The 15,066-nt window shown below is 68.6% G+C and carries 12 protein-coding genes; 7 read left to right on the top strand and 5 right to left on the bottom strand.

What is annotated here, in order from left to right; translation table 11 throughout:
• Window positions 1-2 precede the first annotated feature (2 nt).
• Complete coding sequence (locus ACJ7IV_RS10475; RefSeq protein WP_483864333.1) at window positions 3-2,570, bottom strand: GcvT family protein; 2,568 nt, start codon at window positions 2,568-2,570, stop codon at window positions 3-5.
• Window positions 2,571-2,806: 236 nt separating this feature from the next.
• Here ACJ7IV_RS10475 and ACJ7IV_RS10470 point away from each other — a divergent pair, with 236 nt between their 5' ends.
• The 3 genes from ACJ7IV_RS10470 (at window position 2,807) to ACJ7IV_RS10460 (ending at window position 5,814) form a co-directional block, all read left to right on the top strand.
• Entirely contained in the window at window positions 2,807-4,012 is a 1,206-nt protein-coding gene (locus tag ACJ7IV_RS10470; protein WP_483864332.1) for a glycine cleavage T C-terminal barrel domain-containing protein, read from the top strand.
• A 5-nt stretch (window positions 4,013-4,017) separates the two neighbouring features.
• Window positions 4,018-4,884 carry a methylenetetrahydrofolate reductase gene (locus ACJ7IV_RS10465; protein ID WP_483864331.1) on the top strand — a complete coding sequence of 289 codons (867 nt, stop codon included), beginning with the start codon at window positions 4,018-4,020 and terminating at the stop codon, window positions 4,882-4,884.
• A gap of 234 nt (window positions 4,885-5,118) precedes the next feature.
• Window positions 5,119-5,814, top strand: a complete 696-nt coding sequence (locus ACJ7IV_RS10460; RefSeq protein ID WP_483864330.1) for a glycine zipper 2TM domain-containing protein — start codon at window positions 5,119-5,121, stop codon at window positions 5,812-5,814.
• A gap of 78 nt (window positions 5,815-5,892) precedes the next feature.
• Here ACJ7IV_RS10460 and ACJ7IV_RS10455 read toward each other — a convergent pair whose 3' ends face one another.
• Complete coding sequence (locus tag ACJ7IV_RS10455; RefSeq protein WP_483864329.1) at window positions 5,893-7,269, bottom strand: glutamine synthetase family protein; 1,377 nt, start codon at window positions 7,267-7,269, stop codon at window positions 5,893-5,895.
• Window positions 7,270-7,510: 241 nt separating this feature from the next.
• Here ACJ7IV_RS10455 and ACJ7IV_RS10450 point away from each other — a divergent pair, with 241 nt between their 5' ends.
• The 4 genes from ACJ7IV_RS10450 (at window position 7,511) to ACJ7IV_RS10435 (ending at window position 11,527) form a co-directional block, all read left to right on the top strand.
• Window positions 7,511-8,290: a gamma-glutamyl-gamma-aminobutyrate hydrolase family protein gene (locus ACJ7IV_RS10450; RefSeq protein WP_282040416.1), complete on the top strand. Its 780-nt coding sequence runs from the start codon at window positions 7,511-7,513 to the stop codon at window positions 8,288-8,290.
• The gene (locus ACJ7IV_RS10445) at window positions 8,277-9,683 is read left to right on the top strand and encodes an aspartate aminotransferase family protein (RefSeq protein WP_483864328.1); all 1,407 of its coding nucleotides are present in this window, start codon (window positions 8,277-8,279) and stop codon (window positions 9,681-9,683) included. Before ACJ7IV_RS10450 ends, ACJ7IV_RS10445 begins: the two co-directional genes overlap by 14 nt.
• Complete coding sequence (locus tag ACJ7IV_RS10440) at window positions 9,680-11,212, top strand: aldehyde dehydrogenase (RefSeq protein WP_483864327.1); 1,533 nt, start codon at window positions 9,680-9,682, stop codon at window positions 11,210-11,212. The genes ACJ7IV_RS10445 and ACJ7IV_RS10440 overlap by 4 nt, the downstream gene beginning before the upstream one ends.
• A 144-nt stretch (window positions 11,213-11,356) precedes the next feature.
• Complete coding sequence (locus tag ACJ7IV_RS10435; protein ID WP_483864326.1) at window positions 11,357-11,527, top strand: DUF6435 family protein; 171 nt, start codon at window positions 11,357-11,359, stop codon at window positions 11,525-11,527.
• A 9-nt stretch (window positions 11,528-11,536) separates the two neighbouring features.
• Here the strand turns inward: ACJ7IV_RS10435 and ACJ7IV_RS10430 are convergent, their stop codons facing one another.
• From ACJ7IV_RS10430 to gatA, 3 genes are read right to left on the bottom strand one after another with little or no spacing between them, the layout of a single operon-like run.
• Window positions 11,537-12,088, bottom strand: coding sequence for a cupin domain-containing protein (locus ACJ7IV_RS10430; protein WP_161432420.1), 552 nt, complete (start codon window positions 12,086-12,088; stop codon window positions 11,537-11,539).
• Window positions 12,089-12,127: 39 nt separating this feature from the next.
• On the bottom strand, window positions 12,128-13,582 hold the full coding sequence (gene gatB, locus ACJ7IV_RS10425) for an Asp-tRNA(Asn)/Glu-tRNA(Gln) amidotransferase subunit GatB (protein ID WP_483864325.1): 1,455 nt from the start codon (window positions 13,580-13,582) through the stop codon (window positions 12,128-12,130).
• Window positions 13,582-15,042 carry an Asp-tRNA(Asn)/Glu-tRNA(Gln) amidotransferase subunit GatA gene (gatA, locus tag ACJ7IV_RS10420; RefSeq protein WP_349609238.1) on the bottom strand — a complete coding sequence of 487 codons (1,461 nt, stop codon included), beginning with the start codon at window positions 15,040-15,042 and terminating at the stop codon, window positions 13,582-13,584. The genes gatB and gatA overlap by 1 nt, the downstream gene beginning before the upstream one ends.
• Between the last annotated feature and the right edge of the window lie 24 nt (window positions 15,043-15,066).

The following is a 15,066-nucleotide window of genomic DNA, read 5'->3' as shown; positions in this document are numbered from 1 at the left end:
CCTCAGCCTCGCGGCCGGGCGTTCTCCGCGTCATAGAGGGCCCGGTAGCCCACGGCCGCCACCCGCATCGGGTAGTGCTCGGCGAAGTACTCCAGCAGCAGGGGTCGCCCCTCCTCGGCATAGCCAACGGGCAGGTAGGCCAGGGCGATGTTGCGCCCGAGCGAGGGCCCAAAGGCGATGCTGGTCACATAGGAGCGCCGGCCCAGGGCGTCCACCGGCACCTCGCCGCTTTGGGGGTCGAGCAGCGGTGACTGGCCGACCGGGAAGCGAGGGGTGCCGGCGTCGTCGTGGTGTGCCTCCATCACCAGGGTGCACAGCGTGGCCGGCTGGCAGGGCCGGTCGCGCTGTTCCAGGTAGGCGGCCTTGCCGTGGAACTCCGCGGCCTTGACCCTGGGCCGTGCCAGACCCGCCTCGTAAAGGTTGTAGTCGGTGAGCAGGTCGACGTTCTGCAGCCGCAGGCTCTTCTCCAGGCGGCGGCTGTTGGCGTAGGTCTCGATGCCCACTGGCGTCACGCCGGCGTCGAACAGACGGTCCCAGAGCGCCAGGCCGAAGCTGAAGGGCACATAGAGCTCCCAGCCCTGCTCGCCCACGTAGGAGATGCGAAAGGCCCACACCGGTAGCCCCTGGATGCGAATCTCACGGGCGGTGGCGAAGGGGAAACGAGCGTCCTCCAGGCCCTCGGGATCATCCGCCAGGGTCTGCAGGGTGCGCCGGGCGTTGGGGCCCCACAGGCCCAGGGTGGCCAGAGCGTCGCTGCGATCCTCCAGCTGCCAGCGGGTCAGCCCGGCCGCCTCGGCGCGGCGGGTGATCCACATCAGGTCGCGGTGACCGGTGTCGCCGCCGCAGATCACCCGCCAGGCGTTCGTGGCCAGGCGCACGATGGTGAGGTCCGAGTGGACGCCGCCGGCGGCATCCAGGAAGTGGGTATAGACTCCCTTGCCGATGGGGGTGTCGCCGCCGATCTTGGCCACCGAGAGCCACTCCAGCAGCGCCTCGGCATCGCGGCCCGAGATGTCGTAGATGGCGAAGTGGGAGAGGTTGATCATGCCCACGTCGTCGGACAGCGCCAGGTGCTCGGCATTGGAGACCCGCCAGAAGTGGCGAGCGTCCCACTCGGCCGGACGCTCGGGCACCCGCTCGCCGTAGCGCTCCAGCAGCGCTTCGTTGGCGGCATAGCCGTGGGCGCGCTCCCAGCCGGCGGCCTCCATGAAGTGACCGCCGAGCTCCCTCTCGCGGGGCCAGAAGGGGCCGCGGCGCAGGTCCCGCCCGCTCTCGAAGGGCTCGCGGGGGTGCACCGGCGGGTCGTAGATCTTCCGCGCAATCTCCCGACAGCGTCCTTCGACATGGTGGGGTGTCTTCTGCACCGGGTAGAAGCGCGCGATATCGATGCCGCAAGGGTCGGGTTCGGCGCGGCCATGGGTCAGCCAGTCAGCGAGCAGCTTGCCCATGCCGGGGCCGTCCTTGACCCAGACCGCCTCGCAGAACCACAGGCCGCGGGTCTCCGGCGACTCGCCCACCAGCGAACCGCCGTCCGAGGTGACCGAGAGCAGGCCGTTGAAGGAGTGCTTCTCGTCCCAGCCCAGTTCACCGAGCATCGGCGTGAGCTCGATAGCCCGCTCGAAGGCCTCTGCCACCTGGTCCAGCTCCAGGTCGCGCATGGAGGGCGAGAGGCGTGCCCGGTCGCGCGGGAGGATGGCGTGAGGGGCCACCAGCCGCGGCTCGCGCTGCTCGTAGTAGCCCCACTCCAGCAGGCCCCCCTCGGTGCTGGTCGGGTCGCCGGTATCGCGCAGGTAGGCGGAGTTGCCCTGGTCGCGCAGCAGTGGGTAGCCGATCTCCTTGCCGCTGCCGGCGAAGGTCTCGAAGGGGCCGAAAAGCAGCAGCGGATGCTCCACCGGCATCAGCGGCAGGGTCGCACCGCCCATGGCGGCGGGGATCGGGCCCCAGATGCCCGAGGTGATGATCACCCGCGGGGTGGCGACGTAGCCCCTGGGCGTCTCGACCCCACAGACCCGGCCGTCCCGCACATCGATATCCAGTGCCGGGGTCTCGGCGAAGGCGCGCAGGTGGCCGCTTGCCACGGCGCGCTCGATCAGTTCGCCGGCCACCCGCTGGGAGCGCGGGATCACCAGGCCGGCGTCGGGGTCCCACATGCCACCCAGCACCCGGTCACGGTCCAGCAGCGGGAAGCGCGCCACCACCTCGTCGGCGTCGACCATGCACACTTTGGTGCCGAAGGCCTTGCCCGAGGCGACCTTGCGCTGCAGTTCGGCGAGCCGCGCCTCGTCGCCGACCCGGGCGATCTCCAGGCCGCCGACCCTGTGGTAGTGCCCCATCGCCTCGTAGAAGCGCCGGCTGTAGGTGGTGGTATAGCAGGAGAGCCGATCATGGGAGGTCATGAAGCAGAAATCGGAGGCGTGGGCGGTGGAGCCGATGTCCGAAGGCAGGGCGGACGTCTCGAGCCCCACCAGGTTGGTCCAGCCCTGCTCGATCAGGTGATGGGCCACCGAGGCGCCGACGATGCCGCCCAGGCCGATGATCACCGCGTCTGCCTGCGAGGGGAGTGCCGCCATGATCGTGCTCCTCACGTCGAGGGTTTCCCGCAGCATAAGGCAGGTCTCACGAATTACGCTGTCCCGCGGCGACGCCCCCTTGCCTGGCGGCGACAGGGTCATCCGCGGCCTGTCGCCCACGGCTAAGAGCTCGACGCCCATAGCGAGATGGCCGCTCGGTCCAGGCGCTAGTGTCGAAGGCAAGGGCGGCCGGCGGGTGTCGGTCCCCGGTAAAGCGACAGTGGAGGAAGGCGGTCATGACTCAGGCCATCGAGAACATCCAGAGCACGCAGAACACTCCGTCGGCGCCAGAAATCCTGCTCTATCCGCGCATCCGCAAGTCACCGTTCTTCTACGCCTCGCGGCGACACGGGGTACGCAAGTACAGCGTCTACAACCATCACTACCACCCGCGCCTCTACACCGACCCGGTGGACGAGTACTGGGCCTTGGTGCAGGGCGTGACCCTGTGGGACGTCGGCGTCGAGCGCCAGATCGAGATCAGCGGGCCCGACGCCTTCGCCTTCGTCCAGCGGCTGGTTCCCCGGGACATGCGCCACTGCCAGGTGGGGCAGTGCAAGTACGTCTTCGTCACGGCCCCCGATGGCGGCATCCTCAACGACCCGGTGCTGCTGCGCATCGAGGAGAACCGCTTCTGGCTGTCGCTCGCCGACAGCGACATCCTGTTGTGGTGTCAGGGGCTCGCCGTCAATGCCGGGCTCGACGTGACCATCAAGGAGGTGGACGTGGCGCCGGTGCAGGTCCAGGGGCCGAAGGCCAAGGCGGTGATGGTGGACCTGTTCGGCGAGGCGGTGCTGGGCATACCCTACTACCACCTGATGGAGGCCGACCTCGACGGCATGTCGGTGGTGATCTCGCGTACCGGCTACTCCGGGGAGATCGGCTACGAGATCTACCTGCGTGAGGCCAGTCGCTTCGGCGAGGCGCTCTGGCAGCGGGTCTTCGAGGCCGGCCGGCCCCACGGCATGCAGGTGATCGGCCCCTGCCATATCCGCCGCATCGAGGGCGGCATCCTCGCCTTCGGCTGCGACATCTGGTACGACACCAACCCCTTCGAGGTGGGCATGGGCTACGACTGGATGGTGGACCTGCGCGGCGACGACGACTTCATCGGCCGCGCCGCCCTGGAGCACATCAAGGCCGAGGGGGTGTCGCGCAAGCTGGTGGGGGTGGAGATCGACGGCCCCAGCGTCGGCTACTTTACCGATGGCGCGATGATCGACCTCTTCCCGGTGTTCGATGCGGGGGGCGCGCCTATCGGTAAGGTGACTTCGGCCACCCGCTCGCCGCGCCAGGAGCGCAACATCGGCTACGCCATGGTGCCGATCGAGTACGCCGAGCTGGGCACGGCGCTGCGCATCGAGGCCAATACCGGCCTGCAGGAGGCCAGGGTGGTGGAGAAGCCCTTCCACGACCCCGCCAAGGCGATTCCCAAGGGGTGAGAACGATGACGGCAACTCGCTTCGAACTGCTGCCCATTGCCGGCATGCAGGAGGCGGCCCGCGCCCTTCCCGAGGGTGCCGTGGTCAGCGTGACCTGCTCGCCGCGCCATGGCCTGGAGCGGACCCTGGAGGCCAGCGAGTGGCTGGTCGGGGAGGGCTTCCACGTGGTGCCGCATCTCGCTGCTCGACTGATCCAGGATCGCGCTCATCTCGAGCGACTGCTGGAGCACCTGGCGCAGTTGGGGATCGACGATGCCTTCGTGGTGGGCGGCGATACCGAGCAGCCGGTGGGAGCCTTTCCCCACGGTCGGGCGCTGCTCGAGGCCCTGGCTGGGTGTGAACTGCGCCCGGCGCGGCTCGGTGTGCCGGCCTATCCGGAGGGGCATCACCGCATCGAGGCGACGGCGCTGCAGTGCGACCTGGAGGCCAAGGCAGCGCTGGCCGACTACGCCGTGACCCAGCTGTGCTTCGAGGCGCAGCCGCTGCTGGCCTGGCGAGAGCGGCAGCGACGGCTCGGCATGACGCTGCCGGTGGTTGCCGGGATCCCCGGGGTAATGGAGCCCAGGCGGCTGCTGGCCATCGCCCTGCGTCTGGGGTTGGGACCCTCGGTGCGTGCCTTGCGTCGCCGGTCGGGCTGGATGTCACGACTGCTGCGGCCCTCTCCCTATTACCCCGATGGCTTGCTCGAACAGCTGGCCCCGCGGCTCGGCGATCCCCTTGGCGGTTTTGTCGGTCTGCACGTCTACACCTTCAATCGAGTCGAAGCTGCCCGCCGTTGGCTGGATAGGCGTTGGGGGCTCGCGGCGCGGCGGGCCGCAGTGGCCGAGCCGGAAGGCGGAGCTGTCACCTCCGCCGGCGAGCCCCTGGCCTGATCGCCGCGACTGTCTCTGCCGACCTGGCTGTCGCCAGGCGGCGACGGCCAGGGAGAGTCTGTGGAAGTCATCTCCACCGGGCCCTCGACAAGGCGCATCATCCTATACTGGGTTTCATCGGGTGGCGCCGGATTGCGCTGCCCCTCTCATCGCCCCAAGTAGTCATGGTCACTCACGCCTGGAGCCCGATGGTGTTTCAGCGAGTGGTTTTCCACTCTCTTCAGGAGGTGACAGATGAGCAAGTCGATAGTCGTCGGTGCGGCGCTGGCCGTGCTGGGCCTGGGTGGGCTGGCCTTCGGTGCCTGGCAGGTACAGCAGCCACGCGGGCCGGAGTACGCCGAGATCCTGGCCGTGCAGCCCGTGACCCGTACCGTGGAGCGGCCCCGCGAGGTCTGCGAGGACGTGGAGCGGGTCGTGAGCGAGGAGGTGCCGGTCGAGGTGCCGGTTCAGGTTCCGGTGGAGGCGCCGGCCCCGAGTGGCCCGGCGGCCAGCCGGGATCCCCACCGTATCGTCGGTGGTGCTGCCGGTGCCGTCGTCGGTGGCCTGCTGGGCAACCAGATCGGTGGTGGCAGTGGCAAGAAGCTCGCCACCGTGGCCGGTGCCATCGGCGGTGCCCTGGCCGGGCGCGAGGTGCAGGAGCGCGTCGAGGCCCGCCAGCATGCCCAGGCACAGCCGCAGGTCCAGTACGAGACCCGTTACGAGACGCGCTACGAGACCCGCGAGCGAGTGGTGACCGAGGAGCAGTGCCGCACGGTCATGGAGGAACATGAGGAGACCCAGGGCTACGACGTCACCTACCGCCTTGACGGCGAGGAGCAGTCGCGACGCCTCGATACCGCTCCCCAGGCCGAGCGCCTACCGGTGATCGATGGCGAGGTACAGTGGCAGGCCGAGCCCGAGGTTCGGGAGGGCGAGTCCACCGAGGTGTGAGCCTGTGGTGTTCGCGCCCTGAAGCCTGTCGGATGTGACCGGCCCTCGCCGTGAGGCAGCCTGGAGTCCGGCAGGCGCCTAGACCTGGCGCAGGTACCAGTCGGTCTCCAGACGGCTGACGTGCTGCATGGCGAGATCGCGTTCGGCACGTCGATTGGCCAGGAAGACCGTCAGGAAGTCGTCTCCCAGGGCCGCGCGCAGCGGCTCGCTTGCCTCCAGCAGGTCGAGCGCCTGACACCAGCTATTGGTCAGGCTTGGCTCGACCTGGGCATAGGCGTTGCCGGTGATCGGCGGCGGCGGGGTCAGTTCCCTGGAGAGGCCGTAGTCGATGCCCGCCAGCAGGGCCGCCAGCAGCAGGTAGGGGTTGGCATCGGCGCCGGCCACCCGGTGCTCGAGCCGCCGGGCGGCGTTGGGCCCCGACGGGATGCGCACCGCCACCGAGCGATTGTCGAAGCCCCAGGTGGGCGCCATGGGCACGTAGAGTCCCGGCTGGAAGCGGCGGAAGGAGTTGAGGTTCGGAGCGAACAGCGCCACGCTGGCCGGCATCAACGCCAGCAGGCCGGCCGCCGCGTGATGCAGGCTGGGAGTGCCCAGGGAGTCACCGTCGGTGGCGGCGAAGACGTTGTCGCCGTCCTCGTTCAGCAGGCTGATATGCACGTGGGTGCCGTTGCCCGCCTCGAGGCCGTAGGGCTTGGCCATGAAGGTGGCCTCGAAGCCATGGTTCTGCGCTACCCCCTTGATCAGCCGCTTGAGCAGTACCGCCGCGTCGCAGGCGGCCAGCACGTCCGCGCCGTGCTTCAGGGTGATCTCGAATTGCCCCGGGGCACACTCCTTGAGCATGGTATCCAGCGGCAGCCTCTGGATGTCGGCCGCGCTCTGCACCTCGCCGAGGAAGTCCGCATACTCGTCGAGCTCGCTGACCGAATAGAGCTGGCTCTGGCTGGCGCGCTCGCCGGTCGCCGGTGAGCAGGGCGGCTGGATCGTGCCGCTGGCGTCGCGCTGGCGGTCCACCAGGTAGAACTCCATCTCCACGGCGACCACCGGGGTCAGGCCACGCGCCGTGAGGCGCTCGAGCTGGCGGCCGAGCAGCTGGCGCGGCTCGGCGAAGAAGCCGCTACCGTCGGGCTCCTGCATATGCATCAGCAACTGGGCCTGGCGGCCCTGGCGTCGCCAGGGGGTGGGCATCAGCGTGCCAGGAAGCGGCCGGCACACTCTATCGGCGTCGCCGCTGTCGAGGCCCAGGCCGGTCTCCTCGATGGTATTGCCGAGGATATCCAGGGCGTAGACCGAGGCGGGCAGGTTGATACCCTGGGTATAGGCCTTCTCCAGATTCTCGGGAGAGACCCGCTTGCCGCGCAGCACGCCGTTGAGATCGCTGATCAGCAGGTCGATGGCGTCGATCTCGGGGTGCTGAGCGAGGAAGTCCCTGGCCTCGGAGGCGACGTGTGGCGACATGATGGCAGAGTCCCTTGTTTGGCTTGGCTTGGTGCTATCTTTGTGGTGGCACCTGGGTGTTGTCAAATACTTTACGTTATGCGTGGCCCGCAGACAGCGGTATCGGCATCGTCTGGTCGCTGCTTACTCATGGTTTACCATCGTATCCTGTGGCCTTTCGGCTCCCGCTTGGCATCCGTCCCGGGACAGGCTATGTTGAACAAAGCATAACATAGAGATTCATTGACGAGAGGAGAGCGCAATGTCGTCCCGACCCCTGGTGGGCGTGATTGCCTGCCGCCGCGAGGTGGAGGGCCATCCGGCGCATATGGTCACCGACAAGTATCTTGCCGCCCTGCGCGAGTACGGCCTGGCGCCGGTGATCCTGCCGGTGTGGGAGGACGCCGTGTCCGGCGACCTGCCGGCCCATCTGGATGGCCTGCTGCTCACCGGCAGCTATACCAACGTCGAGCCGGGCCGTTACGGGGCCGAGCGGGAGCCGGAGAATACCCGCGATGATCTCCACCGCGATGCCGCAGCCCTGGCCTGGATTCCCGCCGCACTGGATCTCGGCCTGCCGCTGCTGGGCATCTGTCGCGGCTTCCAGGAGCTCAATGTGGCCTTCGGCGGGACCCTGCATCAGGCGGTGCAGCGGGTGCCGGGCATGCTCGACCACCGCGAGCCCGCGGGGGAGAAGGCGGAGCAGTACGCCCCGAGCCATGATCTTGCCATCGTGCCTGGCGGCCGGCTGGCCGCGCTCTATCCCGAACCCCACGCCCAGGTGAACTCCCTGCACCAGCAGGGCGTCGCCACCCTGGGGCCGGGCCTGGTCGCCGAGGCCCACGCCCCGGACGGGCTGGTCGAGGCGATCTCGGTGGGTGATGCCCCGGGCTTCGCCCTGGCCGTGCAGTGGCACCCCGAGTGGCACCCCACCGAGCATCCACTCTATGACGCCCTGTTTCGCGGCTTCGCCGAGGCGTGCCACTCCCGTCGGGCCGCCCGAATTCCCCAGCCTGGAGTCGTCGACCATGCAGACCTCTGACTACCAGCGGCTCGACCGCGCCCACCACCTGCACCCCTTCACCGACTTCAAGGCCCTGGGTGAGGAGGGCAGCCGAATCATCGAGCGTGGCGAGGGGGTCTATATCATCGACTCCGAGGGCAACCGCATCCTCGACGGCATGGCGGGTCTGTGGTGTGTGAACCTCGGCTACGGCCGCGAGGAGCTGGTGGAGGCCGCCACCGCCCAGATGCGCCAGCTCCCCTACTACAACAACTTCTTCAAGACCACCCATCCGCCGGCAGTCAAGCTCGCCGAGACGCTATGCCGGCTGGCTCCGCCGCATATCAACCGTGTCTTCTTCACCGGCTCCGGCTCCGAAGCCAACGACACCGTGCTGCGCATGGTGCGCCGCTACTGGGCCCTGAAGGGGCAGCCCGACAAGCAGTGGGTGATCGGTCGCGAGAACGCCTACCACGGCTCCACCGTGGCCGGGCTGAGCCTCGGTGGCATGGCGCCCATGCACGAGCAGGGTGGTCCCCTGGTGCCGAAGATCGCCCATGTGCGCCAGCCCTGGTGGTTTGGAGAAGGGCGGTTCGGGGAAGGGCGTTCCGAGGGCCAGGACCCCGAAGCCTTCGGGCGCGAGTGTGCCGCGGCCCTGGAGGCAAAGATCCTCGAGCTCGGCGAGGAGAACGTCGCAGCCTTCATCGCCGAGCCGGTGCAGGGCGCCGGCGGCGCCATCATCCCCCCGGCGAGCTACTGGCCGGCGGTCAAGGCGGTGCTGGCGAAGTACGACATCCTGCTGGTGGCCGACGAGGTGATCTGCGGTTTCGGCCGGCTGGGCGAGTGGTTCGGCAGCGTCCACTACGGGCTCGAGCCCGACCTAATGCCCATAGCCAAGGGGCTCTCCTCCGGTTACCTGCCCATCGGCGGTGTGCTGGTGGGCGACCGGGTCGCCGACACCCTCATCGAGGAGGGCGGTGAGTTCTTCCACGGCTTCACCTACTCCGGCCACCCCACCTGCGCCGCCGTGGCGCAGAGGAACCTCGAGCTGATGGAGGCGGAGGGCGTGGTCGAGCGGGTGCGCGACGACCTCGGCCCCTACCTGGCGCAGCGCTGGCAGGCACTCGCCAAGCATCCGCTGGTGGGCGAGGCGCGCTCGCTGGGCCTGATCGGCGCCCTGGAGCTGATCGACCCCGCCACCGGCGAGCGCTTCGACAAGGCGCTTGCGGTGGGCAACCTGTGCCGCGACCTCTGCTTCGCCTCGGGACTGGTGATGCGCTCCGTGGGCGATACCATGATCATCTCGCCGCCGCTGGTGATCACCCACGCCGAGATCGACGAACTCGTCGACAAGGCGCGCGCCGCCCTGGATGCTACCCTGGCTCGACTGGCCGACACCACCACCGATCAGCAAGAGGAGACCTCCGCATGAGTCGCCCCGAGATGCCCAAGACCCTGGCCGAGTGGCAGCAACTCGCCGCCGACCTGACCGCCGCCCTCAAATCCGATAGCGGGCTCGAGACCCGCGCCTTCATCAATGACGTCTTCGTCGATGCCGCCAGCGGCGAGACCTTCGAGAGCGTCAATCCGGCTACCGGCGAGGTGCTGGCTCGGGTGGCGAGCTGCGACGCCGCCGACGCCGACGTGGCGGTGAGCCATGCCCGCGCCGCCTTCGATGGCGGTGGCTGGTCACGCCTCGCTCCCGGCCGGCGCAAGAAGACGCTGCTGCGCCTGGCCGACCTGATGGAGGCCCACAAGGCCGAGCTCGCCCTGCTCGACACCTTGGACATGGGCAAGCCGATCGCAAGCTCGCTCGGCGACATGAGTGGCGCCATCGCCTGCTTCCGCTACCAGGCGGAGTGCATCGACAAGCTCTACGGCGAGGTGGCCCCCACCGGCGAGGAGACCCTGGCGCTGGTGCTGCGCGAGCCGCTGGGCGTGGTGGCCTCCATCGTGCCCTGGAACTTCCCGCTGATGATGACCGCCTGGAAGGTGGCTCCGGCGCTGGCCGCCGGCAACAGCGTGATCTTGAAGCCCTCGGAGAAGTCGCCGCTCTCGGCGCTGCGCCTGGCCCAGCTGGCGAAGGAGGCGGGCCTGCCACGTGGCGTCTTCCAGGTGCTGCCGGGCTTCGGCCACACCGTGGGCAAGGCGCTCGCCCTTTCCATGGAGGTGGACTGCCTCGCCTTCACCGGCTCCACCGGGGTGGGCAAGCAGCTGATGCAGTACGCCGGCGAGTCCAACCTCAAGCGCCTCTACCTGGAGTGCGGTGGCAAGAGCCCGAACCTGGTCTTCGCCGACTGCAAGGATCTCGATAAGGTGGCTCGCCACGCCGCCGAGGCGATCTTCCACAACCAGGGCGAGGTGTGCATCGCCGGCTCCCGGCTGTTGGTGGAGAACAGCATTCGCGAGGCCTTCATCGACAAGCTAGTGGCCGCGGCCGAGACCATGCAGCCCGGCGACCCGCTGGACCCGGAGAGTTTCATGGGCGCCATGGTGGACGAGACCCAGCACCGCCGGGTGCTGGAGTTCATCCGCCGTGGCCAGGAGGAGGGCGCCCGACTGCGCGCCGGTGGTGAGGCCACCGAGATCGATGGGAAGGGGCTCTTCATTCCGCCCACGGTGTTCGACGGTGTCACTCCCGAGATGGCCATCGGGCGCGAGGAGATCTTCGGCCCGGTGCTCTCGGTGTTCGGCTTCGACACGGAGGAGGAGGCGGTGCGCCTGGCGAACGACAGCGTCTACGGCCTGGCGGCAGGCCTGTGGAGCCAGGACATCGACCGCATCATGCGGGTGACCCGGCGGTTGCAGTCGGGCCAGGTGTTCGTCAACAACTGGGCCGGCGGCGACCAGACCATGCCCTTCGGTGGGGTCAAGCAGTCCGGCAACGGCCGCGACAAGTCCCACCACTCCCTGGAGGAGTACTCCGACCTCAAGAGCGTGTGGATGTCGCTGGCCAACTGAGCCGCGTGGTCCTCCGCGACACGACGAGGCCGGCGCCATGGCGCCGGCCTCGTTATATTGAAGCGAATCATTCGTACAACTCTTGTATCGATTTATCCTGCCGAAAGGGGTAGGCTGTGGGAACACCCCCAGAGGAGATGCCCCATGTTCGGACTCTTCAAGACGGACCCGACCAGGAAGCTGCAGAAGGCCTACGAGCAGAAACTCGAGAAGGCGATGCACGCCGCTCGCAACGGCGACATGCGCGCCAACGCCTCCCTCACCGAGGAGGCGGAGGCGCTGCGCGAGGAGATCGACAAACTCAAGAAGGGCTGATCCCGGGCCTTAGAAGGCCCGGGCAGGGGTTGCGCAGCTCACCAAGCGGCAGGGCTCGCCGCCCGGGTTGCGGAAGCGGTGGGGCACGTTGGTCTCGAAGTAGTAGGCCTCGCCGGCCTTCAGCATCCGCGACTCGGCGCCGATGGTGATCTCGATCTCTCCCTCCAGCACCACGCCGGCCTCCTCGCCCTGGTGGGCGATCATCTCGCGGCCGGTGTCGGCGCCGGGGGGATAGGTCTCAATCATGAAGGCCAGGGCCCGGTCGCGACGATCGGCGCCCACCAGCTTGTAGATGACGTCGCCTGCGCCCACGTCGGCCAGGTCCTCGGCCGAATAGAAGACCCGGCGGCCGTTCTCCAGGTCCATGGTGAAGAAGTCACCGACGCTCATGGGGATGGCGTCGAGGATCTTCTTGAGCGAGCTGACTGAGGGGCTCACCTTGCCCTGCTCGATCAGCGACAGGCTGGAGTGAGTCACACCGCAGCGCTTGGCCAGCTCACGCTGGGAGATACCGCGCAGGGTGCGCAGGGTGCGCAGCCGTGCGCCGACGTCATCGGCCATGTCGGACCTCCTCCTGGGCTCCGAGTTTCGTCCCCGTCGTCAGCACAGGGCGTCGAGCTTCTCTTTGAGCAGGCCGTTGACCTGCTGCGGGTTGGCGGTGCCGCGGGAGGCCTTCATCACCTGGCCGACGAAGTAGCCGATCATCTTGCCGCGCTTCTCCGGCTCGGCGTCGCGGTATTGGGCCACCTGGGCGGGGCTGTCCGCGATCACCTGGTCGATCATCGCCTCGATGGCGCCGGTGTCGGTGACTTGCTTGAGGCCCTTGGCCTTGATCACCTCGTCGGCGCTCTCGCCCTGGCCGTTCCACAGCGCCTGGAACACCTGCTTGGCGGCCTTGCCGTTGATGGTGTCGTCCATCACCCGGGCGATCAGTCCACCGAGCTGAGCGGCGGAGACGGGGCTGTCCTGGATCGCCAGGCCCTCACGGTTCAGGGCGCCGGAGAGCTCCCCCTGCACCCAGTTGGCGGCCTGCTTGGCATCGCCGCAGGCGTCCTTGACCGCCTCGAAGTACTCCGCCATCTCGCGGCTGGCCGCAAGCACGCCGGCATCGTAAGCGGAGAGTCCCAGCTCGTCCTGGAAGCGGGCGCGCTTCTCGTCGGGCAACTCCGGCAGGATCTCGCGCAGGTGGTCCACGTAGGCGGCATCGAGCACCACGGGCAGCAGGTCGGGGCAGGGGAAGTAGCGGTAGTCGTTGGCCTCCTCCTTGGTACGCATGCTGCGGGTCTCGTCACGCTCGGGGTCATAGAGGCGCGTCTCCTGGACCACCTTGCCGCCATCCTCGATCAGCTCGATCTGGCGCTCCACCTCGAACTCGATGGCGCGCTCCACGAAGCGGAAGGAGTTGACGTTCTTGATCTCGGCGCGGGTACCGAATTCGGCCTGGCCCACTGGGCGCACCGAGACGTTGACGTCGCAGCGCATCGAGCCCTCGGCCATGTTGCCGTCGCTGATGCCGAGATAGGTGACGATGGAGTGGATCGCCTTGAGGTAGGCGGCCGCCTCCTTGGCCGAGCGCATGTCGGGCTCGGAGACGATCTCCAGCAGCGGGGTGCCGGCACGGTTGAGGTCGATGCCGGTCATGCCGTGGAAGTCCTCGTGCAGGGACTTGCCGGCGTCCTCCTCCAGGTGGGCGTGGTGCACCCGGATGCGCTTGGCCTCGCCCTGCTCAAGGGTGATCTCTACCTCGCCGGGGCCGACGATGGGGTGGTACATCTGGCTGGTCTGGTAGCCCTTGGGCAGGTCGGGGTAGAAGTAGTTCTTGCGGTCGAACACCGAGACCTCGGGGATCTCGGCATGGATCGCCAGGCCGAACTGCACCGCCATGGCCACCGCCTGCTCGTTGAGCACCGGCAGCACCCCGGGCAGTCCCAGATCCACGGCGCAGGCCTGGGTGTTGGGCTCGGCGCCGAAGGCGGTGGGGGCGCCGGAGAAGATCTTGGACCGGGTGGCGAGCTGGACGTGGACCTCAAGGCCGATCACGGTTTCCCATTGCATCAGGCGCTCTCCTCGACAAGCTGGGGACGACGCAGGTGCCAGTCGGTGGCCTGCTGGAACTGGTGGGCGACGTTGAGCAGGCGCTGCTCGGCGAAGTGGGTGCCCAGTATCTGCAGCCCCACCGGGCGCTTGCCCACGAAGCCCGCCGGCACGCTGATGCCGGGGATGCCGGCCAGGTTGACGGCGATGGTGTAGATGTCCTGCAGGTACATGGAGACCGGATCCTTCTGGGCGCCCAGGTCGAAGGCCGGGGTGGGGGAGGCCGGGCCCATCAGCACGTCGACCTCCTCAAAGGCATCTAGGAAGTCCTGGCGGATCAGGCGGCGCACCTGTTGGGCCTTCTTGTAGTAGGCGTCGAAGAAGCCCTCGGAGAGGGTATGGGTGCCGATCAGGATGCGCCGCTTGACCTCCTCGCCGAAGCCCTCGGCGCGGGAGCGCTTGTAGAGGTCGATAAGGTCGCTGGGGTTCTCGCAGCGGTGGCCGAAGCGCACGCCGTCATAGCGCGACAGATTGGAGGAAGCCTCCGCCGGGGCGATGACGTAGTAGGCCGGGATCGCGTAGTGGGTGTGCGGCAGGCTGACCTCGCGCACCGTAGCGCCCAGCGACTCGTAGACCGCCACCGCCTCGCGCACCGCACGCTCCACCTCCGGGTCGAGGCCGTCGCCGAAGTACTCCCGGGGCAGGCCGATCTTGAGGCCCGCCAGTGGCGCGTCGAGTTCCTCGCGGTAGTCGGGCACGCCGCGGGCCACGCAGGTGGAATCCCTGGGGTCGTGGCCGGCGATGGCGTTCAGCAGCAGGGCACAGTCCTCGGCGGTGCGCGCCATGGGGCCCGCCTGGTCGAGGCTCGAGGCGTAGGCGATGATGCCCCAGCGCGAGACCCGGCCGTAGGTGGGCTTGAGGCCGGTGATGCCGCAAAAGGCCGCCGGCTGGCGGATCGAGCCGCCGGTATCGGTGCCCATGGCCGCGGGAGCCAGCCCCGCGGCCACCGCGGCGGCGCTGCCGCCGGAGGAGCCGCCGGGCACGGCGCTGGTGTCCCAGGGGTTCTTCACCGCGCCGAAGGCGCTGTTCTCGTTGGAGGAGCCCATGGCGAACTCGTCCAGGTTGGCCTTGCCCAGGCTCACCGTGCCGGCGGCCTTGAGTCGCTCGACCACGCTGGCATCGTAGGGAGCGATGAAATTGGCCAGCATCTTCGAGCCGGCGGTGGTCAGCACGCCGTCGGTGCAGAACAGGTCCTTGATCGCCACCGGCAGGCCGGTCAGCGGCCCGGCCTCGCCGCGGGAGCGCGCGGCATCGGCGGCGTCGGCCGCGGCCAGGGCCTGCTCCGGGGTGACGGTAATAAAGCTGTTGAGGGTGCCATCGAGGCGCTCGATGCGCCCGAGCAGATGTTCGGTCAGCTCGCGGCTGGTGAACTCGCCGGCCGCCAGGCTGGCGGCGAGCTCGGTCAGTGTCTTGTCATGCATGGGCCGGAGGCTCCGTAGAAAGTG

The sequence above is a fragment of the Halomonas sp. C10-5 genome, from assembly GCF_057169305.1.
The sequence above is the reverse complement of the archived record's forward strand: the minus strand, read 5'-3'. Positions and strand labels throughout refer to the sequence as shown.